Origin of the sequence: Streptomyces sp. NPDC006510 (genome assembly GCF_040611955.1) — a bacterium.
Taxonomy (GTDB): Bacteria; Actinomycetota; Actinomycetes; order Streptomycetales; family Streptomycetaceae; genus Streptomyces.
Genome location: NZ_JBEXPH010000001.1, coordinates 1 through 25735, shown reverse-complemented (window position 1 = coordinate 25735; position 25735 = coordinate 1). Strand labels below are relative to the sequence as shown.

Here is a 25735-nt window from a genome sequence, read left to right as displayed (position 1 = left end):
GGTAGCGGAACCGCGGCGGAGCACAGCGGCGGGGGCGCCGTGAACGTCAGCCGGCCCTGCGGTGAACCTTCGACCGGGACCGCTTCTCCACGTACATCCGCTGGTCGGCGGAGCGCAGCACCTCTTCGGCAGTCATCCCGCAGGCGGCCCAGCCGATGCCGAAGCTCGCCCCCACCCGCACCGCCCTGCCGTCGACCCGGATGGGCGGAATGATGGCGTTACGGAGGCGTACGGCCAGGTCCGCGGCGTCCGCGTCGCCGAGTCCGTCGGCGAGGACGACGAACTCGTCACCCCCGAGCCGGGCCACGGTGTCGCCGTCACGGACACAGGTGGTGAGCCGGCGGGCGACCTCGATCAGCACGGCGTCACCGGTGTGGTGGCCGAAGCGGTCGTTGATCGACTTGAAGCCGTCGAGGTCGCAGAAGAGGACCGCGAGCCCCTTCGCCCCGTCGTCGTGCTCGGTGTCGGGTGCGACGGCGTGCACATGGTGGTCGTACGGGCCGCCGGGTGCCGAGTCCACCTCGTAGCCGTGTGTCCGCGCGTCCGGATCGTCGAGGTCGCCGTAGGCCGCGTCCAGCGCCTCCACCGCGGTGGAGGCCGTCTCGTGCGGGCGCTCGCAGAGCCGGGCGCTCAGCCGGGAGCGCAGTTCGGCGCTGTTGGGCAGGCCGGTGAGCGCGTCGTGCGAGGCACGGTGCGCGAGATGCAGCTCGTGGCGCTTGCGCTCCTCGATGTCCTCGACGTGGGTGAGCAGGAAGCGGGGGCCGTCCGCGGTGTCGGCGACGACGGAGTTGCGCAGCGAGACCCAGAGGTAGGTGCCGTCCCGCCGCCCGAGCCGCAGCTCGGCGCGACCGCCCTCGGCGGAGGTGCGCAGCAGGGTGCCGATGTCCTCGGGGTGGACGAGGTCGGCGAAGGAGTAGCGGCGCAGCACGGACGCGGGGCGGCCGAGCAGCCGGCACAGGGCGTCGTTGGTGCGCAGCAGCCGGCCGTGCTGGTCGCCGCCCATCTCGGCGATGGCCATGCCGCTGGGGGCGTACTCGAAGGCCTGGCGGAAGGACTCCTCGCTGGCGCGCAGCGCCTGCTGTTCCCGTTCGAGGCGGACCAGTGCCCGCTGCATGTTTGCTCTCAGCCGGGCGTTGCTGATCGCAATGGCCGCCTGCGACGCGTACATCTGGAGGGCTTCACGGCCCCAGGCGCCGGGGCGGCGGCCGTTGCGCGGGCGGTCCACGGAAATGACGCCCAGCAGATCGAGACCGCCGCCGGACGCGTACATCGGGGCGTAGAGGCGGTCCTGGGGGTGCCACTCGTCCTCGAAACGGGGGTCCGGCCCGTCGGTGTGCCACTGCGGTACGTCGTCGTCGAGGAGGACCCAGCCGTCGGTGTGCGGTATGAAACGGAGCTCGTCCCAGGCCTGCCCCATCGTCAGCCGGCGCTCCCAGGAGGCGCGCGAGCCGACCCGGCCGGTGATCAGGGCTTCCGCGGCGCTGTTGCCCGCGAAGGCGGCGACGACGAGATCACCGTCGGGGCGGACCAGGTTCACACAGGCCAGCTCGTAGCCGAGACCGGTGACGATTCCGTCGGCCACGGTCTGCAGTGTGTCGGCCAGGCTCCGCGCCGTATTGAGATCGGCCACGGCCTGGTGCAGCTGCCGCATCGTCGCAAGACGGACGTACGGCTCCGACTCGGCCTCCATTGCTCGCACTCCCCGAGACCTCGACAGCACTCCAGGTTCATATCGACGTACTTACTTCAGTGTCACGGCAACTGAATCACAGTGAGCTGTGCAGCCGGTACACAGGGTCAACAAATATTGCACTCTGTGACTCAAGTCACAACAGATGGTAAAGGGGCGCGAGTGCCTGACGGAATCGTTGCGTCCTTTTCTTGAACGCAAATCCGTACGTTGCAGCGCCGCCGCGCCCGTCATGGGCCACGGGTCCTAGGACCTGGCTGGTCCCCTGGCCCGATGCGGGAGCACGCGCTCCGCGGCTAGCGTGCCCGATGTGTTGCAGACGAAGACCCCCGCCCCCCGCTCCCGGCCCATCCCCCATGCTGAGGGGGTGAGCAACGATGAGTTCCGAGGCGCCCTCGCCAGGCTGGCCGCCGGCGTCGTGCTGATCACCGCCCAGGAGCCGCCGCTGGACGAGAACGGACGCGGCGAGGACGTCGGCATGACGGCGACCGCCTTCATGTCGGTGTCGCTGGACCCGCCGCTGGTGATGGTCAGCCTGCGCAACGACTCCCGGATGGACGACCTGCTGTCGGAGCAGCCGCTGTGGGCGGTGTCCGTGCTCGCCGAGAGCCAGCGGCACATCGCCGGACGGTTCGCGATGAAGGGCCGGATCAGCGACCGGCTGCTGTTCGAGGACATCCCCTACATCCGGGGCGAGGTCACCGCCGCGCCGCTGGTCGGCGGTGCGCTGGCCACGCTGGAGTGCCGTACCGAGCAGCGGGTCGTGGCGGGCGACCACACGCTGGTGATCGGCCGGGTGCTGAGCGCCGCCCTGCCCAGCGAGGACGGGTCGCCGCTGACCTACTTCCGGGGACGGTACCGGCAGCTGAGGTGAGAACGGCGGCGGATCCGACCCGGGGGCTCTTTCGAGAGCCCCGGTCCGTCACCAGTCGCGGCCGGAGCGGCCCCGCTTGGTCTCGCCCCGCTGCTTCTTCTCGCGCAGCCGGCGTTCGTTGATGCCCCGCGGAATCCTGGTCCTGCGGCGCGGCCTCGGGGGCGGCGCCGTCGCCTCGGCGAGCAGGGAGGCGAGCCGTACGAGAGCCGTCTCGCGGTTGCGCCACTGGGAGCGGTGCTCGGAGGCCCGGACCGCGATCACCCCGCCCACGAGCCTGCCCTCCAGACGCTGGAGCGCCCGCTCCTTCCACACCTCGGGGAGCGATTCGGTCGCCGCGAGGTCGAAGCGCAGCTCCACCTGGGAGTCGCTGGTGTTGACGTGCTGCCCGCCGGGCCCCGAGGACCGCGAGAAACGCCACATGAGCTCGGCCTCCGGCAGGGAGACCGAACCGCGGATGACATAGGGCCCGGACATGACACCCATGTTCCCCGTACCGCAGGGGGTTCGTCACCTTCTTTTGCCGTACCGGCCGTCGGGGCCGACCGGGGGACTTCGGTAAAGAAAGTAAAGGGAGCAGGAACCTCCCGGTCCCTTGCTCGCGTTATGACCTGTGACGGTAGCTTCGTGATGGCATGAAGCCCGCAATCGACGATGAAAGGGACTTCCCATGGCTGTAAGCCTGTCCAAGGGCGGCAACGTCTCCCTCACCAAGGAGGCCCCGGGCCTGACCGCCGTCACGGTCGGCCTCGGCTGGGACGTCCGCACCACCACCGGCACCGACTTCGACCTCGACGCCTCGGCGATCGCGGTCAACCCGGCCGGGAAGGTCGTCTCCGACGGCCACTTCGTCTTCTTCAACAACAAGTCGACGCCCGACCAGACCATCGTCCACACCGGTGACAACGTCACGGGCCAGGGCGAGGGCGACGACGAGCAGATCAACGTCAACCTGGCGGGTCTGCCGGCCGACGTCGACAAGATCGTCTTCCCGGTCTCGATCTACGACGCCGAGACCCGCAGCCAGAACTTCGGCCAGGTGCGCAACGCGTTCATCCGCATCATCAACCAGGCCGGCGGCACCGAGATCGCCCGCTACGACCTGAGCGAGGACGCCGCCACCGAGACCGCCATGGTCTTCGGCGAGCTGTACCGCAACGGCGCGGAGTGGAAGTTCCGCGCCGTCGGCCAGGGTTACGCCTCCGGCCTGCGCGGCATCGCCCAGGACTTCGGCGTCAACCTCTGACGCACCAGCACGCCCCCGAAAGCCCCCGGCCGTTGGCCCGGGGGCTTTCTCGTGCCCGCCGCCGGAACATGCGCGCGGCGTCCGGTATGCGGTGCCATCGGGCATCCATGCCCAACTCCCGCCGATTAACGGACACATGTGTATTCCATTCGGACAAGAAGTGGTCAAAAAAATGTGAGGTATTTGTTAGTGCTCAGTCAATGTCGTTCATTTGGTGGCACGCTCTCGGCTCGTAACCCCCCACGGAACGAGCAACGGAGAACGCATGACCCCCCACATGAACACCCGTCGCGCCGCAGCCCTGGCCGCCGTGGCCGCGATGGTCGTCGTCGGCATGCAGACCGGTGCGGCAAACGCCGTGCCGGACAACGGAAATGACGGTCCCTCCGCCACTCGCAGCGTCGTCCCCTTCGGCGCGAACAAGGCCTCGCAGCGCACCGCCGCCATCAAGTCGGCGCAGAGCGACGCCTCCTCGACCGCCGACTCGCTCGGGCTCGGCGGCAAGGAGAAGCTGATCGTCCGTGATGTGATCAAGGACGCCGACGGCACCGTCCACACCCGCTACGAGCGCACCTACGACGGGCTGCCCGTGCTCGGCGGCGACCTCGTCACCCACACCGCCCGCAACGGAAAGCTCAAGGGCGTCACCAAGGCGACCAAGGCCCGGATATCCGTGCCGTCCACGACGCCGAAGATCAAGACCGCGGCCGCCGCCCGCAAGGTGATCTGGGCGGGCTCCGGCAAGCCCGTCCTCGCCCTGGAGACGGTGAAGACCGGGGTGCAGAAGGACGGCACGCCGAGCAGGGTGCACACCATCACCGACGCGATCACCGGCAAGAAGCTCCAGAGCTACGAGGCGGTCGAGACCGGTGTCGGCAACAGCCAGTACAGCGGCGAGGTCGAGCTGACCACCACCGCGGCCGGTTCCGGCTTCGAGCTGACCGACGGCGACCGCGGCGGCCACAAGACGTACGACCTCAACCAGGGCGAGAGCGGCACCGGTGACCTCGTCACGGACGACGACGACACCTGGGGCGACGGCACCGGCAACGACCGCCAGACCGCGGCCGTCGACGCCGCCTACGGCGCCGCGCAGACCTGGGACTTCTACAAGTCGGCGTTCGGCCGCGACGGCATCGCCGGTGACGGCAAGGCCGCGTACTCGCGGGTCCACTACGGCGACGCGTACGTCAACGCCTTCTGGGACGACAGCTGCTTCTGCATGACGTACGGCGACGGCGCCGACAACAAGAGCGCGCTGACCGCCCTCGACGTCGCGGGCCACGAGATGAGCCACGGCCTGACCGCGTCCACCGCCAACCTCGACTACGTCGGTGAGTCCGGCGGGCTGAACGAGGCGACCAGCGACATCCTCGGCACCTCGGTCGAGTTCGCCGCCGACAACAGCACGGACGTCGGCGACTACCTCATCGGCGAGAAGATCGACATCAACGGCGACGGCAGCCCGCTGCGCTACATGGACAAGCCGAGCAAGGACGGCAGCTCGGCCGACTACTGGGACAGCAACGTCGGCGACCTCGACGTGCACTACTCCTCCGGCGTCGCCAACCACTTCTTCTACCTGCTGTCGGAGGGCAGCGGCGCGAAGACCATCAACGGGGTCGACTACGACTCCCCGACCATCGACGGCTCCACGGTCACCGGCATCGGCCGGGACAAGGCCGTCCAGATCTGGTACAAGGCCCTCGCCGAGTACATGACGTCGACCACCGACTACGCGGGCGCCCGCGCGGCGACCGAGAAGGCGGCGACCGACCTGTACGGGGCGGACAGCGCCGAGCTCGCGGCCGTCGACGCCGCCTGGAGCGGCGTCAACGTGAAGTAGTCCGGACAGCGGTACTCCGGGAGCCGGTCAGTCCTTCGAGGCGGGCCGGCTCCTGCCGTACAGCCAGGTGTCCCACAGCTCCGTCAGGTCCTGACCGGTCGTCTTCTCCACATAGGCGGTGAAGTCGGCGGTCGACGCGTTGCCGTGCCGGTGGGCCTTCGTCCAGCCCCTGACGAGTGCGAAGAATCGCCTGTCGTCGTCCACAGCCTGCCGGATCCTGTGGACGACCATCGCCCCGCGCCCGTACACCGGTGCCTGCGAGATGTCCGCGGCGGTCGGTGGATCGGCCGGCGGGAAGGCCCAGTTGGCGTCGTCCTCGAAAGCGGCGTCGAACCGGTCCTGGACCGGGCTGCCGTCCTTGTCGGCCTCCCACAGCCACTCCGCGTAGGTCGCGAAGCCCTCGTTGAGCCACATGTCGCGCCAGCTCTCGGGCGTGACGGAGTCCCCGAACCACTGGTGGGCCATCTCGTGGACGAGCAGCCCGGCGTCCGGCGGCCCGGCGAAGAAGGGCCGGTTCTGGGTCTCCAGGGCGTAGCCGGCGTCCCTGGGGCGCTCGATGATCGCGCCCGTGGCGGAGAAGGGGTACGGGCCGAACCGCTGCGCCTCCCACTTCACGACCTCGGGGATCCGGGCGAGAATCCGCGCGCTGTCCGCCGTCACCGTCGGGTCCGTGGCGGTGAACACCTTGATGCCGTCCGGGGTCGTCGACGCCTTCGTGTCGAAGCGTCCGACGGCGACGGTCGCGAGATAGCTCGCCATCGGTTCGGCGGTGTGCCAGCGGTACGTGGTGGTACCCCCCGAGGTGCTGCGGGAGGTCAGCTCGCCGTTGGACACCGCCGTCAGCCCCTCGGGGACGGTGACGGCGATGTCGTACGACGCCTTGTCGCTCGGGTAGTTGTTGCCGGGGAACCAGGCCATCGAGCCGGTCGGTTCGCCCAGCGCCACCGATCCGTCCGCCGTCCTCAGCCAGCCCTCCTTCGACCCGTCGGGATCGGTGAGGGTCTGCGGGGAGCCCGAGTAGCGGACGACCGTGCGGAAGGTCCGGCCCTTGCGCAGGTGGCTCCTCACCCCGGCGTCGGGACGCAGCGTCAGCTCGTGGCCCGCCCGGTTGACGGCGGCGGGGCGGCCCTCGACGGTCGCGGAGCGCACGGTGAGCCCGGCGAGGTCCAGGTTGAAGGCGCTGAGGTCCTGGGTGGCGCGCGCGGTGATCGTGGCGGTGCCGCGCAGCCGGTGGGCGGCCGGGTCGACGTCGAGCGCGAGGTCGTAGTGCGTGACGTCGTAGCCGCCGTTGCCGAGCTTCGGGAAGTACGGGTCGCGCAGGCCGGCGGCACCGGGCCTGCCCTCGACGCCGCCGGTGCAGCCGGTGGACGTCGTCAGCACCAGCAGGACGAGAGCGGCGGCGCGGGCCATGCGGCGTACGGGGGTTCGCTGATCGACACCGCCTGTCAGCTGATCCACACCAGGTGTCCGCTGATCCGCGTCGGCTGTTCGCTGATCCGCACCAGGTGTCCGCTGATCCGCAACGGCTGTTCGCTGATCCACATCGGCGATCCTAGGCGCGGAATGTCTGATTGGCGGGATATCGACTCACAGGACCGCGATCCCCAGGGGACGGGCGCCCGCGGCCACCTCGAACGGCCGCTTCCCGCCCGTCAGATCGACGACGGTGATGCCGTTGCCGTACCCGTCGCGGGTGAAGCCCTCGGTGACGTACGCCGTACGGCCGTCGCCGGACACCGCCACGTCCTCGTGCGGCCCGTCCAGCGGCACGACGCGCTCGGCGCCCGTGGGGGTGCGGATGGTCAGCGACGGGCCCTCGTCGTCGGAGAGGATCGGGCCGGTGCCGACGACGAGCAGGGTGCCGTCGGGGGCGAGCGTCGCGCCGTGCTGGTGGGTGTTTGCGGTCATCGGCTCGATGGTGGTCCGCCCGGTGCGCGGATCGAGGACGACGAGCCGTTCGCCCTCGAACGGCAGCAGCAGCTTGCCGTCGGCGGGGCGTACGACGGCGTAGTGCGGCTTCAGCCAGGAGCCGAGGCTGCCCTCGGTGCCGTACGGGGCGACTTCGAACCGCCGTGTCGTGCGGCTGGACGGGTCCACCGCCGTGACGTCGAAGGAGTCGTGGCCGGTGGCGTACACCTCGGTGCCGTCCGGTGAGACGTCCACGTCGAAGGGGCGGCGGCCCACCGGAACCGTGCCGGTCACCTCGCGGGCCGCGGTGTCGACGATCTCCAGCACACCGTCGCGGCCGGGCACATTGACGCCGACGTAGACGTGCCGGCCGTCGGGGGCCAGCGCGATCCCCATGCCGCCGCCCCGGTACTCGCCGGTCGTGACGGGGCCGGTCCGCGTCCGGTACGGGATCCGGCCGAGGCGGGTGCGGGTCGCCGTGTCGACGACCGCGACCCCTTCGGCGGTCGCCACCCAGGCCAGCCCCTCGTCGTCGACGACGAGGCCGTAGGGGGCGGTGCCGACCTCGACGGAGCCGAGGGTGTGCCGGTCGTGGCCGGGGTCCGGGTCGACGAACGTCACGGTGTCGCCGCCGAAGTCGGCGACGAGGAGCGTGCCGTGCGGGGTGGCCGCGGCGGAGGACTGCGACGGGGCCGGGGCAGTCGGTGCGCCGCCCGGCGTACGGGGAGTGGCCGGGGCACCGCTCGTACAACCCGCGAGGACCGTCGCCGCGGCGAGTACCACCACCGCGTGACGCACCTTCACCGGGCGTCCCGCAGCCGTGCGGCGATCTCCGCGAAGCCGCGGCGCTCCGCGTGCTCCAGCGCGGTCGTGCCGTCGCCGTCCGGGAGGTCCGCGTTCGCGCCGGCCGCCAGCAGGAGCTCGATGACCTCCTGGTGCGCCCGGCCGCCGTCGCCGAGGATCACGGCCTCCAGCAGGGCCGTCCAGCCGAGCCGGTTGACGTGGTCGACGTCGATGTCGGTGACCCGGAGCAGCTCCCGTACGTAGGCGGCGTGGCCGCGCTCGCTCGCCGGGATGAGCGCGATGCCGCCGAAGCGGTTGCGGAGCGTCAGATCGGGGCCGGCCGGCAGGAGGACGTGCAGCATCGGGACACTGCCGGTGACCCCGGTCGCCAGCCAGGGGCTCTCCTCGCGCCGGTCCTGTGCGTCGGGATCAGCGCCGGCCGCGACCAGAAGCCGGGCGGCCTCGACGTGGTCGCCGTGGACGGCGAGGAGGAGCGGGGTGCGCAGCTCCTCGTCGCGGCAGTCCACCCGGGCGCCGCCCTCGATCGCGGTCCGCACCCGGTAGGTGTCGCCGGTGCGTGCGGCGTCGAGCAGTTGTCGATCGAGGGCGTTCATGTCGTACTCCTGATTGCCGGCCGGACGGGGCTGCCTACTTGGCGAGGGAGGCGACGCCCGCCTGGGCGAACTTCTCGTCGAGGTCGCCGCTCGGGGCGCCGGCCACGCCGATGCCCGCCACCGGGGCACCCTTGACCTGCACCGGGGCGCCGCCCGCGAGGAACAGGGTGCCGGGGATGTCCTTCAGGGTGGGGGCGTTCGTCAGGCGCTTGACGAGCTCGGAGGTGGGCGCGTTCCAGGAGACGGCGGTGTACGCCTTCTTCACGGCGGACTCGTACGCCTGCGGGCCGGCGCCGTCGCCGCGCAGGGTGACGACGGTGTTGCCGTTGCGGTCGACGACGGCGACGGAGACGCGCTGGTTCTCCTTCTTCGCGGCGTCGAGGGCCGCCTGGGCGGCCTTGGTGGCGGCGGCCACGGTCAGGTGGGTGGTCTGCTGAAGGTTGTCGTTCGCGGCGTCGGCCCTGATGGCGGCGGCGGGGGCGGCGGCCGGGGTGGAGGCGCTGGCGGACATGGCGCCGAAGGTCCCGGCGCCGAGGGCGGCGACGGCAACGGCACCGGTCAGGACGCGGGTGCGCAGCGACAGCTTCTTCATGGTGGACTCCTCAGCAGCGGTGGATGAGCGTGTTCGGCTCTGTCATCGATCCTCCGGCCGCCCGGGGCACCGCACGGTCGACGGACCGGCTCGACGCCGCACGCGGGACGGTCGACGGCCCCATCGGCCGATCGGTTGATGCGGGGGTGGCCGTCCGGGGTGACCATGAGGGTGTCCGTGCAGCTCGGCGGGGCCGCTGACGGTGAGGAGCGAGAGGTACGAGGTGAAGCACCGAACCCGATCGGTACCCGGCACCGGCACGGGGAGGACGGCCGACGGCTCCCGCACGGGAAGCACGGCGAGCGCCTCCGCCGCGGGACGGCCGGCCGGCGCCGCGGCCCCGGACCGGACCGGTGACCCGGACGCCGGGTGGCTCACGTTCCTGATGCACGCCGCGTTCTTCCTGCTGCTCGGTGCTTCGCTCACCCGCTTCCTGCTGCGCCACCCCGGCGAGGCCCGCACCCCGTGGATCATCGCGCTCTCCGTCGCCCTCGCCGTGCTGTACGTGCTCGGGCCGGTGCTCGGCTCGCGGCCGACGCCGCGCTCCCTGGTGTGGCTGGGGGCGCTGGTCGCCGTGTGGATGGTGCTGGTCGTCCTCGCACCGAGCTTCGCGTGGTGCGCGGTGCCGCTCTTCTTCACCGGGCTGCGCATCCTCCCGCCGCGCGCCGCGCTCGCGCTCGTCGCCCTGCTCACGCTGTTCGTCGTCGCCGCGCAACTGCGGCTGGCCGAGGGCTTCGACCCGAATCTGGTGCTCGCCCCGCCCGCCGTGGCGGCGGTCGCCACGGCGGTCTTCGTCCATATGCGGCGTCAGGCCGAGCGGCAGCGCGAACTGTCCGAGCGGCAGGGCGAACTCATCGACGACCTGCTGCGCACCCGCCGCGAACTGGCCGCCACCGAACGCCGCGAGGGAACCCTCGCCGAACGCCAGCGGCTCTCCATGGAGATCCACGACACCCTCGCGCAGGGCCTCTCCAGCCAGCAGATGCTGTTGCAGGCCGCCGACCGCACCTGGGACGCCGACCCGGCGACCGCCCGCCGCCACGTCCGTACGGCCACCGGCATCGCGGAACGCAACCTCGCCGAGGCCCGCCGCTTCGTCCAAGACCTGGCGCCGGCCGATCTCGCGGAGGGCGGCGGCCTGGAGGCGGCCCTGCGCGCACTGGCCACCCGCGAGACGGCACAGGGGCAGGGGCGGCTCACCGTCCGCTGCCATGTGGAGGGCGAGCGGCACACCGCACTGCCCGACCGGGTGCAGTCCGCGCTGCTGCGCATCGCGCAGGGCGCGCTGGCCAATGTGAAGGAGCACGCGAACGCGACGGAGGCGGCACTGACGCTGACCCACCTCGACGACCGGGTCGTCCTGGACATCGCCGACAACGGGCAGGGCTTCACACCCTCCGAACACACCAGGGCCACCGGCAGCGTGCGCGGTCACGGGCTGCCCGCGATCCGGGCCCGGCTGCACCAGCTCGGCGGCACGCTGACGATCGAGTCGGTGCCGGGCGAGGGTACGGTGCTGTCCGCCGCCGTCCCCCTCACCCCCGCCGCCCCGCCGACCAGCCCGGAGGATCTCGCATGACCGCGACGCCGCCCGTACGCATCCTGCTCTGCGACGACCACGTCGTCGTGCGCGCCGGTCTGCTCGCGCTCCTCGGCAGCGAACCGGACATCGAGGTCGTCGGCGAGGCCGGCAGCGGCGAGGAGGCGGTCGCCCTGGCCGCCAAGCTCACCCCGGACGTCGTCCTGATGGACCTCCAGCTCGGCGAGGGCATCGACGGCGTCGAGGCCACCCGTCGCATCGCCGCCACCGGTGTCCATGTGCTGGTCCTCACCACGTACGACACGGACGCCGACATCACCCGGGCCATCGAGGCGGGCGCCACCGGCTATCTGCTGAAGGCCGAACGCCCGGAGGAACTCTTCGCCGCGATCCGCTCGGCCGCCCAGGGCCGTACGACGCTCTCCCCGCCGGTGGCCAGCCGTGTCATGGCCCGGATGCGCAAGCCGCTGCCCACCCTCACCGACCGGGAGCTCGACATCCTGGCCCAGCTCTCCCAGGGCCTGGGCAACCGCGACATCGCCCGCGCCCTGTTCATCAGCGAGGCCACGGTCAAGACCCACCTCGGCCGGATCTACGACAAGCTCGGCGTCGACACCCGCGCGGGCGCCGTCGCCGTCGCGAAGGAGCAGCGGCTGCTGCCGTAGGCCCCGAAGCCTCCCGGCGCCGGCGCGCCTTCGGGCATGACACCATCGAAGCGTGCTCGACATCGGCTACTCCCTCTCCCGACGCTTCCCCGATCCCCCGCAGACCGACTACCGCCGCGCGGACGTCCACGCCCTGCGGCACGATCTGTTCTCCGGGGACGTCTACCTCGCGGACACCAAGGAGGACCGCGAGGTATCCACGGCCTGGGGATGGGTGCCGGTGCTCGACTTCGCGTGGGCGCTGTGCGACATCGTCGAGCAGATCGACCAGGACCCGCGCGGCAACCGCTCGCACCGGCGGCAGTTCGCCGAGCTGGACTTCACCGAATCGTCCGACCGGATGCTCTTCGAGCGCCGCTTCGGCTGGGTCGACGTCGAGGCCGACTGGATGCCCGGCGAGGAGCCCCCGCTCACCTTCAGCCACTCGCTGCTGCGCCGCGAAGCCCGCGACTTCCTGCACGACCTGATCGCCGACCTCGCCGACATGCACGAGGGCCTCGCCGACAACCCCGTCATCTGGGACCTCCAGGCCCGCTTCCCCCGGGTCTGAACCCGGCCCGGACCAGGGACCGCCAGCCCCCTGATCCGCCGGACACGGCCTACGCCTCCACCCGCACCCCGATCTGCGCCGCGAACGCCGGGGCCAGCTCCATCAGCTGCGCCGGGCTGATCACCGCACCCGCCAGCCGCTCCACCCCACGCGCGATGTCCAGCTCCGCGACCGTGCGCAGGTCCACCGACTCCATCCGTACGGAGCTGAAGTCGGCCCGCTTCAGCACACAGTCGCGGAACTCCACCCGCACCAGCTGCGCGTCCCCGAAATCCGGCTCGGAGAGCACACAGCCCTCGAACACCACGTCCTTGAGCCGGGCCTTGCGCAGATTCAGGTAGTCGATCTTCCCGCCGCGCACCAGCACCCGCTCCAGCACCGCGCCGTGCAGCTGCACCCCGCCCAGCCGGGCGTCCACCACCTCCACATCACGCAGCGACGCCCCGGCGAGATCGGTGCCCACGCCCCGTACGCCCGTCAGCACCGAGTCGATGAAGCGGGCCCTGACCAGCTCCGTGCGGTCCAGCGCGCAGCCGTCCAGCGCGCAGTCCATGAACCGGGCTCCCGGACCCGACTCGTCCGCGAGATCCGCCCCTTCGAACCGCACTCCGTCGTAGTCCCCGTCCGGCTCCAGCCCCTCGCCGTCGTACGGAACGAGCCGTGGGAGCCGCACCTCCGGCCGCCGGGCCGTCGCGATGGTCTCCGTCTTCCTGCCGTTGCCGCGTGCCATGCCCCCCATCGTGACCCATGCCACTGACAACGCCCCCTCGCCGATGTCACGGACGCGGCCCCGCGAACCGTCCCGTACACAACAGCGCCCGTCAGCGAAGGAGACCGGGACCATGCAGCGCATCCACATCATCGGCGGCGGCCTCGCCGGGTTCACCGCGGCGATCACCGCCGCCGAGTCCGGCGCCCTGGTGACCCTCCACGAGGCCCACCACACCCTCGGCGGTCGGGCCAGGACCGCCGAGGGCCCGTACCGCACCAACGAAGGACCGCACGCCCTCTACCGCCGCGGCCCGCACCGGGCCTGGCTCGCCCGGCGCAATCTGCTGGGCCCGGTCGCGGCCGTGCCGCCGCTCGAAGGCACCCGGCTCCGCTTCCGCCTCCACGGCACCCTGCACCGCACCCCGCCCCTCAGCCTCCTCCGGCTCAGCCGTCGCCGCGCCGAACACGCCCCCGTCGGCACCGACTTCCGCACCTGGGCCACCGGACGGGCCGGCGAGGCGGGCGCCCGCGCGGCCGCGTACTACGCCGCCGTGGCGCTCTACCACCACGACCCCGGCGCGCTCTCCGCCGCGTTCGTCCAGGAACGGCTGCGCCGCGCCGCCGCACTGCCGCCCGAGGCCCGCTACCCCGTCGGCGGCTGGGCCCAGGTCATCGACCGGATGGCGGCCCGCGCCTGGAATCTCGGCGTCCGGATCGAGACGGCGGCTCGCGTGGACGCCGACACCCTCGGCACCCTGACCCGGCAGGGCCCGGTGGTCGTCGCCACCTCTCTCGACGCGGCCCGCACCCTGCTCCGCGACCCCTCGCTGACCTGGGACAGCGGCCGGACCGCCCTGATCGACCTGGCCCTGCGCACCCGGCGCGGGGACGCGTTCGCCGTGTCCGACCTCGACGCCCCCGGCTGGATCGAGCGCTTCAGCGCCCAGGACCGCACCCTCGCACCCGCCGGGCAGCAGCTCATCCAGGGGCAGTTCCCGCTCGCCCCCGGCGAGCCCAGGGCCGCAGGCATCGCCCGCGCCGAGGAACTGCTCGACCTCGGATACCCGGGCTGGCGCGAGCGCACCGAATGGCGGCGGGAGGCAGTCTCCTCCGGCCGCACCGGCGCGGTCGACCTGCCGGGCACCACCTGGCGCGACCGGCCCGCGATCGACCGGGGCAACGGCGTCTACCTCGCGGGCGACCAGGTCGCGGCGCCCGGACTGCTCAGCGAGGTGTCGTTCAACAGCGGTCTGGAGGCGGCCGTGCTCGCCCTCAGGGCGTCGGAGCCCCGGACCGGCCGCACGACGACGAAGGGGCTCGACCTCAAGCGGGCTTGAGCCCGGCGGCCGGCAGCCGGACCACCGGGCCGCGGGCGGGCGCCCCGACTGCGGGTGGACCACCCGGCCGCGGGTGACCCCCTGCCGGCCACCCGCCGACGCCCCGCCCGCCCACCGCTGCCCGCCTACCGCCCTCCGCCGAGCTCCGCCAGCGCCCCGTCCGTCAGCCGGTACACCGTCCACTCGTCCTGCGGCCGCGCGCCCAGCGACTCGTAGAACGCGATGGACGGGGCGTTCCAGTTGAGCACCGACCACTCCAGCCGCTCGTAGCCGCGCTCCACACAGATCCGCGCCAGCTCCGCCAGCAGCGCCTTCCCGTGCCCGCCGCCGCGCCGCTCCGGGCGTACGTACAGGTCCTCCAGGTAGATGCCGTGCACCCCGCGCCAGGTGGAGAAGTTCAGGAACCACAGCGCGAAGCCGACCGCCTCGCCGTCGTCCGACTCGGCGATGTGCGCGTACGCGGCGGGCCGCTCACCGAACAGCGCCTCGTGCAGCTGCTCCTCGGTGGCGTTCGCCTCGTGCAGGGCCTTCTCGTATTCGGCCAGCTCACGGACCATGGCGTGGATGACGGGGACATCGGCGGGGACAGCGGTACGAATCATGGGGGCAGGGTAAGCAGAGGCATTCCTTCCGCTTGTTCCACCCCCCACCTCGACGGCATTCCTTCCGCCTGTTCCGCCCCCTCGACCGGCGCCGCCCGCCGCGCTCCAGTCAGCTCCGCCCGCCGCGCTGCGGTCAGCTCCGCCCCAGCAACTGCCGTGCGATCTCCGCCTGGTTCGGGTCCAGCCGCCGCCGGCCGTCCGACACGTCCCACACCGCGTTCTGCAGCAGCCGCCCCAGCGTCCAGGCCAGCGCCCGTTCCCGGTCCAGGCCCAGCACCCGGGTCATCAGATCGAACCGCCACCGGACCACCGCCGGGTCGAACCGGTTGACCAGGGCGGGCAGCAACTCGAAGCCCGGGTCGCCGACCAGCGGCTTCGGGTCGATTGCCACCCACCGGCCCGCCTCGTCGGCCAGCACATTTCCGTAGTGCAGATCCCAGTGCAGCAACCGGTCCCCCGGCTCCCCCGCGACCTCCCGCACCGCCGCCGCGCAGTCCGCGAGCAGCCGGGCCTCCGCCGCGTCCGCCAGCTCCGCCACCGCCCCCGGCGCCGCCGCCAGCATCCGCTCCGCCAGGTCCCCCAGCCTCCGCAGCCCGCTGCCCGCCGGGGCGGGTACGGAGGTCAGCCGGGCCAGCAGCTCCGCGAGAATCCCCGACGCCGCGCGCCCGTCCGCCATCCCGGCCAGTGAGCGGTGTCCCTCCAGCCGCTCCAGCAGCAGCGTCCCCGTCGCGGCATCGTGGTCCAGCAGGCCCACGGCCCCCGCGCCCGCCTCGCCCCACACCCGCAGCGCGACCGGCTCGCCCACCGTCTCGTCGTCCACCGGCTGAAGCTTCAGCGCCGCCCGGCGGCCGTCCGCCACCCGCACCACCGGAAGCACCAGCGCGCACACCCCGTGGAACGCCTCGCCGTCCCGCCGGAGCCCCCACCGCCCCAGGAACTCGGCGGCCCGCCCCGGCAGCGCCGCCAGGAATGCCCGCCCGGCGGCGCCGTTGTACTTGGACTGGGTGGCGATCAGCCCGTCCGGAATGTCGATCACGCCGACGATCGTAGGGACGTGCGTCAATCGGTTATGACTCCGAGCAGCCCCGCACCGCCCGCCCGGCACCGCACCACCGCCGACTCGTGGCTCCGCAGCGCCGGCTCGTGGCTCCGCAGCGCACCCGGCACCTACATCTGGCTGGCCGCGCTCTTCGTCACCACGGTCATCGTCCACCAGATGTCACCGGACTTCGAAGAGGACTTCCTGCGCCAGCGCTCGACCAACATCCACGAACTCACCCAGGACCCCGTACGCGTCCTGTTCGCCAGCGCCTTCTGGATCGACGGCGGCCACTGGGTCCCCTACGCCTTCCTGTACACCGTCTTCCACGCCCCCGCCGAACGCTGGCTCGGCACCCTGCGCTGGCTCACCGTCGCCCTCCTGGCACACGTCCTCGCCTCCCTCGCCGGCGAAGGCGTCCTGGCCTGGGCGATCCGGCACGGACACGTACCCCCGTCGGCCGCGAACACCCTCGATGTCGGCGTCAGTTACGCGCTCGCGGGGGTCGTCGCCGTCCTCACGTACCGCGTCCCGTCGCCCTGGCGGTACGTGTACCTCTTCGCCGTCCTCGTCGTCTACGGCATCCCCCTCATCACCGGCCGCAGCTTCACCGACCTCGGCCACTTCACCGCTGTACTCATCGGCCTCGCCTGCTACCCATTGACCCGGTCCCGGCAGAGGACGAAAACGCCTGTTGCGCAGTAACGTCCCGCCCCAGAGACACCAGGGCTTCCCACCGGACAAAGCAGGGGCAACATGAGCACCGTCAGCACCGTAAACGGCGGCATATCGTTCTGGTACGCGGACCAAGGCACACCTCTCGCCCGGGAGCCCCTGCCCGGCGACGCCACCGCCGACATCTGCATCGTCGGCGGCGGATACACCGGACTGTGGACCGCCTACTACCTCAAGAAGGCCGTCCCCTTCCTCAACATCACCGTCCTCGAAGCCAAGTTCTGCGGCTACGGCGCCTCCGGGCGCAACGGCGGCTGGCTCTACAACGGCATCGCGGGCCGCGACCGCTATGCCAAGCTCCACGGCCACGAAGCCGCCGTCCGGCTCCAGCAGGCGATGAACGAGACGGTCGACGAAGTCGTACGGGTGGCCGCCGAGGAGAACATCGACGCCGACATCCATCAGGGCGGCGTCCTCGAAGTCGCCTACACACCCGCACAGCTGGCCAGGCTCAAGGACTTCCACTCCGTGGAGATCGCCTTCGGCGAGACGGACCGCGTCCTGCGCGGCGCCCGGGAGACCTGCGAACGCGTCAACGTCACCGGAGCCGTCGGCTCCACCTGGACCCCGCACGGCGCCCGGCTGCACCCGGTCAAACTCGTCAAGGGGCTCGCCGCGACCGTCGAGGCGCTCGGCGTCACCATCCACGAGTCGACGCCCGTCACCGAGATCCGGCCCAAGCACGCGCACACCCCGTACGGCACCGTCCGCGCCCCGTACATCCTGCGCTGCACCGAGGGCTTCACCGCGAACCTCAAGGGCCAGCGGCGCACCTGGCTCCCCATGAACTCCTCGATGATCGCCACCGAGCCGCTCCCCGAGCCGGTCTGGGACACCATCGGCTGGGACGGCCGCGAAACCCTCGGCGACATGGCCCACGCCTACATGTACGCCCAGCGCACCGCCGACGACCGCATCGCGCTCGGCGGCCGCGGCGTCCCGTACCGCTTCGGCTCGGGCACCGACAATGACGGCCGCACCCAGCCCGCCACCATCGAGGCCCTCCGCGACATCCTCGTACGCCTCTTCCCCACCACCGCGGGCGCCCGCATCGACCACGCCTGGTCCGGCGTCCTCGGCGTCCCCCGCGACTGGTGCGCCACGGTCACCCTCGACCGCTCCACCGGGCTCGGCTGGGCGGGCGGTTACGTCGGCTCCGGCGTCGCCACCACCAACCTCGCCGCCCGCACCCTGCGCGACCTGATCCAGCAGGACTCCGGCCAGTCGGGTCCCACCGATCTGACCACCCTCCCCTGGGTGGGCCACAAGGTCCGCCGCTGGGAGCCGGAACCCTTCCGCTGGATCGGCGTCCACGGCATGTACGCCGCCTACCGCGCCGCCGACCGCCGCGAACTCACCTCGCCGCGGGCCGGCACGGACCCGGTGGCGAAGGCCGCGGACCGGCTGGCGGGGCGGCACTGAGGGACCGCCGTCGGAGACGTGGACGAGGCCGATACCGCCTCCTCAAAGACCGCCCCGAGGAGATCCGCGACTCCGAGTTCGCGTACGGCCCAAAGGTCGCCCTCGACGGACTGGCGATGCGGCTGCCGCCCGGTGCGCACTGACCACGAGCCCCGTCACGGGCGGCCGGGCCCCGGGCACGGGCACCGGCCGCCGACCTGGCCGGACCCCACCCCGACAACTGAACAGATGTTCAGTATCCACACACGTTGACATGGGTGATCCACGCTCCAGATACTGACTAACCATTCAGTAAAGAGCCCTCGCAGTACCTGGAGACGCCCATGCCGGAACCGCCCGCGACCATCCACGCCCGGCCCCCGCAGGGCGGGCTCACCGGCGGGGAAGCCCTGGTCCGGGCGCTCGCCGCGCACGGTGTGACCCAGGCGTTCGGCATCCCCGGCACCCACAACCTGGAGATCTACCGGCACCTGGCCGCCTACCGGATCAACCACCTCAACCCCCGCCACGAACAGGGCGCGGGCTACGCCGCCGACGCCTACGCCCGGGTCAGCGGGCGGCCCGGCGTGGCGATCACCACCACCGGCCCCGCCCTGCTGAACATCGCGGCCGCCGTCGGCCAGGCGTACTCCGACAGCGTCCCGCTGCTCGTCGTCTCACCCGGCATGCCGCTGCGCCATCCCCGGCAGTCGACCGGCCTGCTGCACGAGACGCGCAGCCAGACCGACGCGCTACAAAACATCGCGGCCGTCAGCCACCGGGTGTCCTCGGTCGAGGAGATCGGCGCGGCGGTCGCCCGCGCCTTCACCCTCTTCCGTACGCGGCGCCCCCGGCCCGTACACATCGAGATACCGCTGGACCTGCTCACCGCCGTGGAACCGGCCGGACCGGTACGGACCGCCCCGCCCCTCTCCCCCGCGACGGCGGACCCGGCCGCGCTCTCGGCGGCCGCCGAGGCACTGCGCTCGGCCGCCCGGCCCGCGATGGTGCTCGGCGGCGGAGCGCGCGGAGCCGCCGCCGAGTGCCTGCGCCTGGCCGTGGAGCTGGGCGCCCCCGTGGTGACCTCCGCCAACGGCAAGGGGATCGTCGCGGAGACCCACCCGCTGTCGCTCGGCGTCTCCCTGCACAGCCGGGCCGTCCGGCGCTGGCTGGCGGAGCGCGACGTGGTGCTCGCCGTCGGCACGGAACTCGCCGAGTCCGACCTGTGGGAACCCCTGCCGGAGCTCGACGGCACCCTGATCCGGGCCGACATCGACCCGGCGCAGATGTACGCGGGACCGCCCGTCGGCATCCCCCTGGTCGGCGATGCCCGCCACACCCTGCGCTCACTGCTCGCCGCCCGCCCCGGCGCCGCTGAAGCGCACCCCGAAGCGCACCGGGCCGTCGTCGCACTGCGCAACGAGCGGAACGCCGAGACACGGAGCGGGGACGCGCACCTGCTGCCGTACCTGGCGGCCATCAGGTCGGTGCTCCCCGCGAACGCGGTGCTCACCTCCGACAGCGCCCAGTGCTGCTACTACGGCGCGATCCCGCACCTGCCCGTCGCCCCGGAGGGCCGCTATCTGCACCCGACGGGCTTCGGCACACTCGGCTACGCGCTGCCCGCCGCCATCGGCGCCAAGTCCGCGGACCCCGCCCGGCCGGTCGTCGCGCTGAGCGGCGACGGCGGCCTCCAGTTCTCCGTACAGGAACTGGCCACCGCCGTACAACTGCGACTCCCCCTGCCCGTCGTGGTCTTCGACAACGGCGGCTACGGCGAGATCCGCGACGAGATGGTCTCCCGCGGCGACCGCCCCACCGCGGTCGACCTGCCGGCGGTCGACCTGCCCGCCCTGGCCCGCGCGTACGGCGGCCACGGCGTACGCGCCGACTCGCCCGAGGCGCTCGCCGAGGCCCTGCGCCGGGCCCTGGACACCGCGGGCCCCACCCTCATCACCGTCCCCGAGGAGCTCCCCCGATGACCACACCCCCGTCCCCCACGCCCACCACCCCGCTGATCTCCCTCACCTGGACCGACCAGGAGACCGGACACCGGGGCCACCTGGTCATCGACCGCCTGGTGCGCGGCGTCTCCAGCGGCGGCCTGCGGATGCGCTCCGGCTGCACGCTGGAGGAAGTCACCGGCCTGGCCCGCGGCATGACGATGAAGGAGGCGCTGCACTACAACCCGCAGGGCCGCTACATCCCGCTGGGCGGCGCCAAGGGCGGCATCGACTGCGACCCTCGCGACCCCGCCGCGTACGGCGTCCTCGTCCGCTACCTGCGAGCCGTCCGCCCCTACATCGAGCACTTCTGGACCACCGGCGAGGACCTCGGCCTCACCCAGAACCTCGTCGACCGGGCCGCCGCCGAGGCGGGCCTGATCTCCTCCATCCAGGCGGTCTACCCGCTCCTCGACGACGAGAAGGCCGCCCGCCGACGCCTCGCCGACGCGTTCGCCATCGACGTGGACGGCATCGGCCTGGACGAGCTGGTGGGCGGCTGCGGCGTCGCGGAATCGGTGCTCACCGCCCTGGACCGGGCCGGCGTCGCCCACCGGGGCACCCGCGTCGCGGTGCAGGGCTTCGGCACCATGGGCGGCGCCACCGCCCGCTTCCTGGCCCGCGCCGGGCTGCGCGTCGTCGCGGTCGCCGACATCAAGGGCACCGTCGCCAACCCCGCCGGCCTGGACGTCGAGACGCTGCTCGCCGCCCGCGACGGCCACGGCGCCGTGGACCGCGCCGCACTCCGCGCCGAGGACCGTGAACTTCCGGCCGACGCCTGGCTGACCGCCGACGCCGAGGTACTGGTGCCGGCCGCCGTCTCGTACGCCGTGGACGCCGCCAACCAGGCGGGCATCACCGCCCGTTGGATCGTCGAGGCCGCCAACATGCCGGTGGTGCCCGAGGCGGAGGCACTGCTCGCCACCCGCGGCATCACCGTACTGCCGGACGTGGTCGTCAACTCCGGTACGAATGCCTGGTGGTGGTGGACCCTGTTCGGCGACATCGGCGCCGACGCCGACGAGGCGTTCGCGTACACCCGCCGTTCGATGCGCACCCTGGTCGACCAGGTACTGGCCCGCGCCGAGGCCGGGAACAGCACCCCGCGAGCCGCCGCCCACGCCCTGGCCGCGGACCGGCTGCCGGTGATCGCGGAACGCTACGGATGGTTCCACTGAACCCGGAATTCACCCTGAGCCCGACAGGTGAACATTCATGGAAAGCCATCCCGAAACATCAAAAGGACTTGCGGGGAATCAAGGCGATCAAGACCCCAATTCCCCGCAAGCTCTTTTTCAGAGACCCCAAAGACCCCAGAGGCTCCAGAGACTCAGAACGCGTCCGTCACTTGACGAGCCGGATGGAGTTGTACGGGGTGTAGTCGTAGTCGGCGTACGTGTCGGCCTTCTGGTACCCACCGCAGTTCGTCCCGGCGGCGTCGTAGCAGTTGCGGGCGGTGGCGCCGCCGGTCTGGTGGTTGTAGATCCTCTTGGTGCCGTACTGGTTGTAGATCTTGTGGACACCGTAGCTGTAGAAGATGTAGGTGGGCTTGTCGTTGGCCCAGCTGCCGTTGGGGTAGAGGCAGACAGCCCCGGACGGACAGCCGTGGATCGTGGCCGCCGCCTCCGCCGCGGCCGCGTTCCCGCCGAGCGTCAGCACCGAGCCGGCGGCGACCACGGCGGCCGCCGCGACGGTCCTGGTGATCGCGTTCCGAACCTTGCGCATATGAGGTTCCCCCTTTTATTCGACACCGCGGCCTTGGTCAGGACCGCGGATCTTCTTCGTTTACCGCTCGTTTACGAGCTCCTCAGATAATGGGGTCGGGCCGGGTCGACGGACCAACAGTTTTCAGCACAAGGAAAACACCCAGTTCATCAATCGGGGGGACCGATGAGACTGCGCATCCACTTCACCGCGGACGATTTAGCCAGGACCACGGTGGCCGCCCGCCCTGATGACATGTGGGAACTGGTCAACAGCCTCCACATCCTCCAGTCCCCCCGCCCGCCGTCCGAGTACACCCCCTGGCTGCACCATGTCCGGACCCGGTTCGCCGGACGGGACCTCAGGGCCCTCATCCGCTACGTGACCACCCTCGTCCCGCACACCGGCGACTTCCCCGACTTCCTCACCCCGTCGGGCGCGGACAGTTTCAGCACATCGCTCGAACTCATCCATGCCACCCCGGCCGCCCGGCTGGGCAGCGAACTCGCCACACAGTTCCGGCGCCACACCCCACCGCCATGGGTCCGCCGGCTCGCCGACGGCGACCGCTCCGCCCGACGGGAGCTCCGGGACGCCCTCACCACGTACTTCAACGAGCTGCTCGCACCCCAACTCCCGCTGATCGGCGAGACGTTCCACCTCGAACGCGCCCAGCAGAGCCGGGACATCCTGGAAGGCGGCGTCGAGCAGCTCCTGCACACCTTGCCGCCGTCGATCCGCTGGACGTCCCCGACGCTGACCGCCGACTACCCGAGCGACCGCGACCTGCATCTGCGCGGCCGGGGCATCACCCTGGTTCCGTCGTTCTTCTGCACGAAGTCCCCGGTGACCCTCATCAACCCGGGCCTCCCGCCTGTGCTGGTCTACCCCGTCGCCCGCCGCCGCCCCCCGCCGGCCCCGGAACCCGAGGGCCTGACCGACCTGCTGGGGCGGACCCGCGCCATGGTCCTCCGGGCACTGACCCCACCCTGCTCGACAGGAGAGCTGGCACTCCGTACCGGCGTATCCATCGGCACCGCGAGCAAGCACGCCACGGTCCTGCGCAGGGCGGGGCTCATCACCAGCACGCGAAGGGGCTGCCTGATGCTCCACGCCCTGACCCCACTCGGCCGCGAACTGACCCGCCGCCGCTGAGGCCCCCTCCCGCACAAAAACCCCGGCTCGGACACCGCCCGAGCCGGGGTTTCGCTGAGCCCCCTGTCGGATTCGAACCGACGACCTACGCATTACAAGTGCGTTGCTCTGGCCAGCTGAGCTAAGGAGGCGTGCCGGAGCAGTGTAACCAACACCGCGCCCTGTGCGGTCCCAAAATTTCGCGCCCTTCGAACTACTGACAGATTCCAAATGGCCAGGTAGCGTCGCTGAAGGTTCACTCAGGTGGACCAGACCACTCCCGCACTCGGATCGTCCGGCACGTTCCTGCCGGTGGAGGAGAAGATCCAGCATGGCCAGTGTCACGTTCGACAAGGCGTCCCGCGTCTACCCCGGCTCCACGAAGCCGGCCGTGGACCAGCTTGAGATCGACATCGCGGACGGTGAGTTCCTCGTCCTCGTCGGTCCTTCCGGTTGTGGCAAGTCGACCTCCCTGCGCATGCTCGCGGGTCTTGAGGACGTCAACGGCGGCGCGATCCGCATCGGTGACCGCGATGTCACGCACCTGCCCCCGAAGGACCGGGACATCGCCATGGTGTTCCAGAACTACGCCCTGTACCCCCACATGACCGTGGCGGACAACATGGGCTTCGCGCTCAAGATCGCCGGGGTCAACAAGACCGAGATCCGGGCGAAGGTCGAAGAGGCCGCCAAGATGCTGGACCTCACCGAGTACCTGGACCGCAAGCCGAAGGCGCTCTCCGGTGGTCAGCGGCAGCGTGTCGCGATGGGCCGGGCCATCGTGCGTGAGCCGCAGGTCTTCCTCATGGACGAGCCGCTGTCGAACCTCGACGCCAAGCTCCGTGTCTCCACCCGTACGCAGATCGCCTCGCTCCAGCGCCGCCTGGGCATCACGACCGTGTACGTCACGCACGACCAGGTCGAGGCCCTGACCATGGGTGACCGGGTCGCGGTCCTCAAGGACGGTCTGCTCCAGCAGGTCGACTCGCCGCGCAACATGTACGACAAGCCGGCGAACCTCTTCGTGGCCGGCTTCATCGGCTCCCCGGCCATGAACCTGGTCGAGGTCCCGATCACCGACGGCGGCGTGAAGTTCGGCAACAGTGTCGTCCCGGTCTCCCGCGAGGCGCTCTCCGCCGCCGCGGACAAGGGCGACACGACCGTCACGGTCGGCATCCGCCCGGAGCACTTCGACATCGTCGAGCACGGCGGCGCCGCCGCGAAGTCCCTCACGAAGGACAGCGCCGACGCCCCGGCCGGTCTGGCCGTCTCGGTCAACGTCGTCGAGGAGCTCGGCGCCGACGGCTTCGTCTACGGCTCCGCGCGGGTCGGCGGCGAGGACAAGGACCTGGTCGTCCGCGTCGGCGGCCGCGCCGTCCCGGAGAAGGGCACCAAGCTGCACGTCGTGCCGCGCCCGGACGAGCTGCACGTCTTCTCGACCTCGACGGGTGCCCGTCTCACCGACTGACGCCCCGCACACCCGCACCACAGCGGCCCCGCACGTACTGAGTGCGGGGCCGTTCGCGCGCCCCGGGACACGATCGGGTTTGGATCCGTCCAGTGCCGGATTCCCCGGCACACCGGTCATTTCGGCACTGTTCGTCAACACCCGATTCGAAAAGCATCCTCGAACCATCCCCCTCAAGGGTGACGAATTGTCGCCATATCATCACTGGCCGCTACGCTCGCTGCGTGACCCACACTGCGCGCCGCATCGGCCGATCCCTCGCCTTCGTACTGCCCGTCGTGATGGTCCTCTCCGGGACCCTCGCCGTCACCAGCGTGCCGTGGGCAGCGCACAACTCCGAGCCGCAGGTACTGACCGCGTCGGCCCACGACATCTCGAAGCGCGCCAAGACGCGCACCCCGCAGGACGCCCTCCGTGACCGGCTGCTCGTGGAGCTCCGGGAGAAGGACCCGGGGGTCGCGCTGACGGACCTCCAGCGTTCCGTCGAGGGCCGCCCCTCGCTCGCCCGGCACTGCATGTCGATCGCCAGGGCACTGGGCCGCGCCGCCGTCGAGAAGTACGGCCCCACGCACGCCCACCGGTTCTCGCGTCCCGTCTGCGACACGTCCTTCGCCTCGGGCGTCGCCCGGTTCAGCTGACCGGCCGATCCGGGCACCGCATATCGTGCCTGGCATGCATACGTATCCGACGCAGGCCGTGGTCCTTGCGGGTGGCCAGGGATCGCGGCTGCGCCCGTACACCGATGACCGCCCCAAGCCGATGGTCGAGATCCCGGGCACCGGGACTCCGATCATCGGCCATCAGCTTTCCTGGCTGGCCGCCGAAGGCGTGACCGACGCCGTGGTCTCGTGCGGTCATCTGGCCGAGGTGCTGCAGGAGTGGCTGGACTCGGCGGTGCTGCCGCTGCGCGTGACGACCGTCGTGGAGTCCGAGCCGCTGGGCCGCGGCGGCGGGCTGAAGTACGCCGCCGCCCGGCTTCCCGACCCCGAGCAGCCCTGGTACGCCACCAACGGCGACATCTGGACGCGCTTCTCCCTGCGCGAGATGGCCGCGTTCCACGCCGAACGCGATGCGACCGCCACGCTGGCCCTGGCCCGTCCCCGTATCCCGTGGGGTGCCGTGGAGACGGACGCGTTCGGGCACATCACCGACTTCATCGAGTCGCCGCCCTCGCCGTATCTGATCAACGCCGGTGTGTACGTCTTCTCCCCGGCGTTCACGACGCTGCTGCCGGACCGGGGCGACCACGAGCGGACGACGTTCCCCCGGCTGGCCCGCGAGCGCAGGCTGGCCGGG

General features: G+C 71.6%; 25 protein-coding genes and 1 tRNA gene. 15 read left to right on the top strand and 11 right to left on the bottom strand.

Features of this window, described 5'->3' with window-relative positions; all coding sequences use genetic code 11:
* Positions 1–46 precede the first annotated feature (46 nt).
* A complete protein-coding gene (cdgB, locus tag ABZY11_RS00130) occupies positions 47–1690 on the bottom strand; it encodes a diguanylate cyclase CdgB (RefSeq protein WP_356476913.1) in 1644 nt (547 codons plus the stop codon).
* 367 nt (positions 1691–2057) lie between these two features.
* Between cdgB and ABZY11_RS00125 the strand changes: the two genes are divergently transcribed.
* Positions 2058–2564 (top strand): flavin reductase family protein, encoded by a 507-nt coding sequence (locus tag ABZY11_RS00125; protein ID WP_356476912.1) that lies wholly within the window; start codon positions 2058–2060, stop codon positions 2562–2564.
* Between the two features lie 48 nt (positions 2565–2612).
* Here the strand turns inward: ABZY11_RS00125 and arfB are convergent, their stop codons facing one another.
* Positions 2613–3047, bottom strand: coding sequence for an alternative ribosome rescue aminoacyl-tRNA hydrolase ArfB (gene arfB / locus ABZY11_RS00120; RefSeq protein ID WP_356476911.1), 435 nt, complete (start codon positions 3045–3047; stop codon positions 2613–2615).
* 184 nt (positions 3048–3231) lie between these two features.
* On the opposite strand from arfB, the gene ABZY11_RS00115 reads away from it, so the two are divergent.
* Together ABZY11_RS00115 and ABZY11_RS00110 are read left to right on the top strand one after the other, a co-directional pair.
* Positions 3232–3807 (top strand): TerD family protein, encoded by a 576-nt coding sequence (locus ABZY11_RS00115; protein WP_072487943.1) that lies wholly within the window; start codon positions 3232–3234, stop codon positions 3805–3807.
* 265 nt (positions 3808–4072) lie between these two features.
* On the top strand, positions 4073–5653 hold the full coding sequence (locus ABZY11_RS00110) for a M4 family metallopeptidase (protein ID WP_356476910.1): 1581 nt from the start codon (positions 4073–4075) through the stop codon (positions 5651–5653).
* 27 nt (positions 5654–5680) lie between these two features.
* Here the strand turns inward: ABZY11_RS00110 and ABZY11_RS00105 are convergent, their stop codons facing one another.
* The 4 genes from ABZY11_RS00105 to ABZY11_RS00090 all read right to left on the bottom strand — a co-directional run bounded on the left by ABZY11_RS00105 (position 5681) and on the right by ABZY11_RS00090 (position 9550).
* Positions 5681–7063 carry a M1 family metallopeptidase gene (locus tag ABZY11_RS00105; protein WP_356477067.1) on the bottom strand — a complete coding sequence of 461 codons (1383 nt, stop codon included), beginning with the start codon at positions 7061–7063 and terminating at the stop codon, positions 5681–5683.
* Between the two features lie 177 nt (positions 7064–7240).
* Positions 7241–8359 (bottom strand): YncE family protein, encoded by a 1119-nt coding sequence (locus ABZY11_RS00100; RefSeq protein ID WP_356477066.1) that lies wholly within the window; start codon positions 8357–8359, stop codon positions 7241–7243.
* A gap of 2 nt (positions 8360–8361) precedes the next feature.
* Positions 8362–8958: an ankyrin repeat domain-containing protein gene (locus tag ABZY11_RS00095; RefSeq protein WP_356476909.1), complete on the bottom strand. Its 597-nt coding sequence runs from the start codon at positions 8956–8958 to the stop codon at positions 8362–8364.
* Positions 8959–8992: 34 nt separating this feature from the next.
* Positions 8993–9550 carry a heme-binding protein gene (locus tag ABZY11_RS00090; RefSeq protein WP_356476908.1) on the bottom strand — a complete coding sequence of 186 codons (558 nt, stop codon included), beginning with the start codon at positions 9548–9550 and terminating at the stop codon, positions 8993–8995.
* A gap of 223 nt (positions 9551–9773) precedes the next feature.
* Here ABZY11_RS00090 and ABZY11_RS00085 point away from each other — a divergent pair, with 223 nt between their 5' ends.
* Genes ABZY11_RS00085 through ABZY11_RS00075 form a run of 3 tightly spaced genes read left to right on the top strand, consistent with a single transcriptional unit; the run spans position 9774 to position 12305 of the window.
* Complete coding sequence (locus ABZY11_RS00085) at positions 9774–11129, top strand: sensor histidine kinase (protein ID WP_356476907.1); 1356 nt, start codon at positions 9774–9776, stop codon at positions 11127–11129.
* Positions 11126–11755, top strand: a complete 630-nt coding sequence (locus ABZY11_RS00080; RefSeq protein ID WP_093540292.1) for a response regulator transcription factor — start codon at positions 11126–11128, stop codon at positions 11753–11755. The genes ABZY11_RS00085 and ABZY11_RS00080 overlap by 4 nt, the downstream gene beginning before the upstream one ends.
* 52 nt (positions 11756–11807) lie before the next feature.
* On the top strand, positions 11808–12305 hold the full coding sequence (locus tag ABZY11_RS00075; RefSeq protein ID WP_329818334.1) for a hypothetical protein: 498 nt from the start codon (positions 11808–11810) through the stop codon (positions 12303–12305).
* A 49-nt stretch (positions 12306–12354) separates the two neighbouring features.
* Here ABZY11_RS00075 and ABZY11_RS00070 read toward each other — a convergent pair whose 3' ends face one another.
* Positions 12355–13044, bottom strand: a complete 690-nt coding sequence (locus ABZY11_RS00070) for a pentapeptide repeat-containing protein (RefSeq protein WP_356477065.1) — start codon at positions 13042–13044, stop codon at positions 12355–12357.
* Positions 13045–13147: 103 nt separating this feature from the next.
* Here ABZY11_RS00070 and ABZY11_RS00065 point away from each other — a divergent pair, with 103 nt between their 5' ends.
* Positions 13148–14353: an NAD(P)-binding protein gene (locus ABZY11_RS00065; protein WP_356476906.1), complete on the top strand. Its 1206-nt coding sequence runs from the start codon at positions 13148–13150 to the stop codon at positions 14351–14353.
* A gap of 125 nt (positions 14354–14478) precedes the next feature.
* On the opposite strand, the gene ABZY11_RS00060 is transcribed toward ABZY11_RS00065, so the two are convergent.
* On the bottom strand, positions 14479–14955 hold the full coding sequence (locus ABZY11_RS00060; protein WP_356476905.1) for a GNAT family N-acetyltransferase: 477 nt from the start codon (positions 14953–14955) through the stop codon (positions 14479–14481).
* Positions 14956–15088: 133 nt separating this feature from the next.
* The gene (locus ABZY11_RS00055) at positions 15089–15991 is read right to left on the bottom strand and encodes an aminoglycoside phosphotransferase family protein (RefSeq protein WP_356476904.1); all 903 of its coding nucleotides are present in this window, start codon (positions 15989–15991) and stop codon (positions 15089–15091) included.
* A gap of 33 nt (positions 15992–16024) precedes the next feature.
* Between ABZY11_RS00055 and ABZY11_RS00050 the strand changes: the two genes are divergently transcribed.
* The 4 genes from ABZY11_RS00050 to ABZY11_RS00035 all read left to right on the top strand — a co-directional run bounded on the left by ABZY11_RS00050 (position 16025) and on the right by ABZY11_RS00035 (position 21311).
* Positions 16025–16699: a rhomboid-like protein gene (locus ABZY11_RS00050; protein ID WP_356477064.1), complete on the top strand. Its 675-nt coding sequence runs from the start codon at positions 16025–16027 to the stop codon at positions 16697–16699.
* 51 nt (positions 16700–16750) lie between these two features.
* Positions 16751–18151: an FAD-dependent oxidoreductase gene (locus ABZY11_RS00045; protein WP_356476903.1), complete on the top strand. Its 1401-nt coding sequence runs from the start codon at positions 16751–16753 to the stop codon at positions 18149–18151.
* A 323-nt stretch (positions 18152–18474) separates the two neighbouring features.
* Positions 18475–20112: a 5-guanidino-2-oxopentanoate decarboxylase gene (locus ABZY11_RS00040; protein WP_356476902.1), complete on the top strand. Its 1638-nt coding sequence runs from the start codon at positions 18475–18477 to the stop codon at positions 20110–20112.
* Positions 20109–21311, top strand: a complete 1203-nt coding sequence (locus tag ABZY11_RS00035) for a Glu/Leu/Phe/Val dehydrogenase dimerization domain-containing protein (protein ID WP_356476901.1) — start codon at positions 20109–20111, stop codon at positions 21309–21311. The genes ABZY11_RS00040 and ABZY11_RS00035 overlap by 4 nt, the downstream gene beginning before the upstream one ends.
* A gap of 166 nt (positions 21312–21477) precedes the next feature.
* On the opposite strand, the gene ABZY11_RS00030 is transcribed toward ABZY11_RS00035, so the two are convergent.
* On the bottom strand, positions 21478–21858 hold the full coding sequence (locus tag ABZY11_RS00030; protein WP_356476900.1) for a hypothetical protein: 381 nt from the start codon (positions 21856–21858) through the stop codon (positions 21478–21480).
* Positions 21859–22023: 165 nt separating this feature from the next.
* On the opposite strand from ABZY11_RS00030, the gene ABZY11_RS00025 reads away from it, so the two are divergent.
* On the top strand, positions 22024–22992 hold the full coding sequence (locus ABZY11_RS00025; protein ID WP_356476899.1) for a winged helix-turn-helix domain-containing protein: 969 nt from the start codon (positions 22024–22026) through the stop codon (positions 22990–22992).
* 57 nt (positions 22993–23049) lie between these two features.
* On the opposite strand, the gene ABZY11_RS00020 is transcribed toward ABZY11_RS00025, so the two are convergent.
* A tRNA-Thr gene (locus tag ABZY11_RS00020) sits at positions 23050–23123 on the bottom strand.
* A gap of 179 nt (positions 23124–23302) precedes the next feature.
* Here ABZY11_RS00020 and ugpC point away from each other — a divergent pair.
* The 3 genes from ugpC to ABZY11_RS00005 all read left to right on the top strand — a co-directional run.
* Positions 23303–24439 (top strand): sn-glycerol-3-phosphate ABC transporter ATP-binding protein UgpC, encoded by a 1137-nt coding sequence (gene ugpC, locus ABZY11_RS00015; RefSeq protein ID WP_356476898.1) that lies wholly within the window; start codon positions 23303–23305, stop codon positions 24437–24439.
* Positions 24440–24663: 224 nt separating this feature from the next.
* Positions 24664–25077 carry a hypothetical protein gene (locus ABZY11_RS00010; protein WP_356476897.1) on the top strand — a complete coding sequence of 138 codons (414 nt, stop codon included), beginning with the start codon at positions 24664–24666 and terminating at the stop codon, positions 25075–25077.
* 34 nt (positions 25078–25111) lie between these two features.
* Positions 25112–25735, top strand: a 624-nt coding sequence (locus ABZY11_RS00005; RefSeq protein WP_356476896.1) for a nucleotidyltransferase family protein, incomplete at its 3' end; no start/stop codon positions are given.

Coding starts and splice junctions, on each gene's coding strand:
- cdgB (WP_356476913.1), bottom strand. CDS start 1,690: ATGGAGGCCGAGTCGGAGCCGTACGTCCGTCTTGCGACGATGCGGCAG.
- arfB (WP_356476911.1), bottom strand. CDS start 3,047: ATGGGTGTCATGTCCGGGCCCTATGTCATCCGCGGTTCGGTCTCCCTG.
- ABZY11_RS00115 (WP_072487943.1), top strand. CDS start 3,232: ATGGCTGTAAGCCTGTCCAAGGGCGGCAACGTCTCCCTCACCAAGGAG.
- ABZY11_RS00110 (WP_356476910.1), top strand. CDS start 4,073: ATGACCCCCCACATGAACACCCGTCGCGCCGCAGCCCTGGCCGCCGTG.
- ABZY11_RS00105 (WP_356477067.1), bottom strand. CDS start 7,063: ATGGCCCGCGCCGCCGCTCTCGTCCTGCTGGTGCTGACGACGTCCACC.
- ABZY11_RS00095 (WP_356476909.1), bottom strand. CDS start 8,958: ATGAACGCCCTCGATCGACAACTGCTCGACGCCGCACGCACCGGCGAC.
- ABZY11_RS00090 (WP_356476908.1), bottom strand. CDS start 9,550: ATGAAGAAGCTGTCGCTGCGCACCCGCGTCCTGACCGGTGCCGTTGCC.
- ABZY11_RS00080 (WP_093540292.1), top strand. CDS start 11,126: ATGACCGCGACGCCGCCCGTACGCATCCTGCTCTGCGACGACCACGTC.
- ABZY11_RS00070 (WP_356477065.1), bottom strand. CDS start 13,044: ATGGGGGGCATGGCACGCGGCAACGGCAGGAAGACGGAGACCATCGCG.
- ABZY11_RS00065 (WP_356476906.1), top strand. CDS start 13,148: ATGCAGCGCATCCACATCATCGGCGGCGGCCTCGCCGGGTTCACCGCG.
- ABZY11_RS00060 (WP_356476905.1), bottom strand. CDS start 14,955: ATGATTCGTACCGCTGTCCCCGCCGATGTCCCCGTCATCCACGCCATG.
- ABZY11_RS00050 (WP_356477064.1), top strand. CDS start 16,025: ATGACTCCGAGCAGCCCCGCACCGCCCGCCCGGCACCGCACCACCGCC.
- ABZY11_RS00045 (WP_356476903.1), top strand. CDS start 16,751: ATGAGCACCGTCAGCACCGTAAACGGCGGCATATCGTTCTGGTACGCG.
- ABZY11_RS00040 (WP_356476902.1), top strand. CDS start 18,475: ATGCCGGAACCGCCCGCGACCATCCACGCCCGGCCCCCGCAGGGCGGG.
- ABZY11_RS00035 (WP_356476901.1), top strand. CDS start 20,109: ATGACCACACCCCCGTCCCCCACGCCCACCACCCCGCTGATCTCCCTC.
- ABZY11_RS00030 (WP_356476900.1), bottom strand. CDS start 21,858: ATGCGCAAGGTTCGGAACGCGATCACCAGGACCGTCGCGGCGGCCGCC.
- ABZY11_RS00025 (WP_356476899.1), top strand. CDS start 22,024: ATGAGACTGCGCATCCACTTCACCGCGGACGATTTAGCCAGGACCACG.
- ugpC (WP_356476898.1), top strand. CDS start 23,303: ATGGCCAGTGTCACGTTCGACAAGGCGTCCCGCGTCTACCCCGGCTCC.